Origin of the sequence: Curtobacterium sp. B8 (genome assembly GCF_000333315.1) — a bacterium.
GTDB lineage: Bacteria > Actinomycetota > Actinomycetes > Actinomycetales > Microbacteriaceae > Curtobacterium > Curtobacterium luteum.
Genome location: NZ_BACW01000393.1, coordinates 1 through 943 on the forward strand (window position 1 = coordinate 1; position 943 = coordinate 943).

A 943-nucleotide genomic window follows, 5' to 3' on the forward strand; every position below is an offset into this window, starting at 1 on the left:
TCCGGGACGCGGCTCTGTGGCCGGGCTGACCGGGGGCGAACGATCGACCTCCTGACTTCGTTGCGCGGCGGCGCGGTGCGATCCCGTCCCGTCCGAGCGAAGCGGGCCGCGCTGCTCGAGGATTTCGCACTCGACCCCACGAAACGCGTCCGTGCGTACTCGCGAGGCAACCGCCAGAAGGTTCTCCTCGTCGCCGCACTGCTCCTCCCGGCGGAGCTCTACCTGTTCGACGAGCCGACGACGGGACTCGACCCCCTGATGCAGGAGGTGTTCGCGCGACACGTCCGAGCGTCGCACGACGTTGGAGCGACCGTGCTCCTGTCATCCCACGTCCTGAGCGAAGCACAGGCGCTCTGCACGACCGTTTCGATCGTCCGCGCCGGTCGGGTGGTCGAGACGGGCTCGATGGCGGAGCTGCGACGGCGCACGCGGACCACTGTCTCCTTCGACGCCGCAGGATCGATCCGCGAGGTGCGCGCCGCCCTGCCCGAAGCGCGCGATCTCTCCGTGACGGGCGCCCGGTTCTCCTGCAGCGTCGCGGAGTCGGACGTCGTGGCCGCTCTCCCCCGGCTCGCGGCACTCGACGTCACCGGTCTCGTCATCGCTCCGCCGTCCCTGGAGGAGTTGTTCCTGCACCAGTACGAGACCGAGTCGGTCTCGGCGGCAACCGCATGGAGCACGTCATGATCCTGCTGCTGGTCCGGTCACGCCTCCGGGCAGACCTGTGGCAGCTCGTCGGCTGGGTCCTGGGGCTCGCGGTCACGACGTCGCTGGTCACCGTCCAGGTCGCCGCGACGTTCCCCACCGGAGCCGCTCGTGCGGCCACGCTCCGCGTACTCCTCGCCACGCCCGTCGTCCTGGTGTTCAGAGGGACACCTGACGGCGCCTCTGCTGGGGCGTTCTTGACCGCCCTCAGCCTGTCGTTGTCGCTTCCTGGTCGGGA

General features: G+C 70.0%; 1 protein-coding gene and 1 pseudogene. Both read left to right on the top strand.

The window, feature by feature from the left end; translation table 11 throughout:
* Positions 1 to 687 (top strand): AAA family ATPase (locus I59_RS10130; protein WP_042726628.1); only part of this gene is annotated, 687 nt, incomplete at its 5' end.
* Positions 684 to 943 (top strand): annotated as a pseudogene (locus I59_RS10135) (hypothetical protein); the annotation flags it as partial. The gene I59_RS10130 and the pseudogene I59_RS10135, both read left to right, overlap by 4 nt.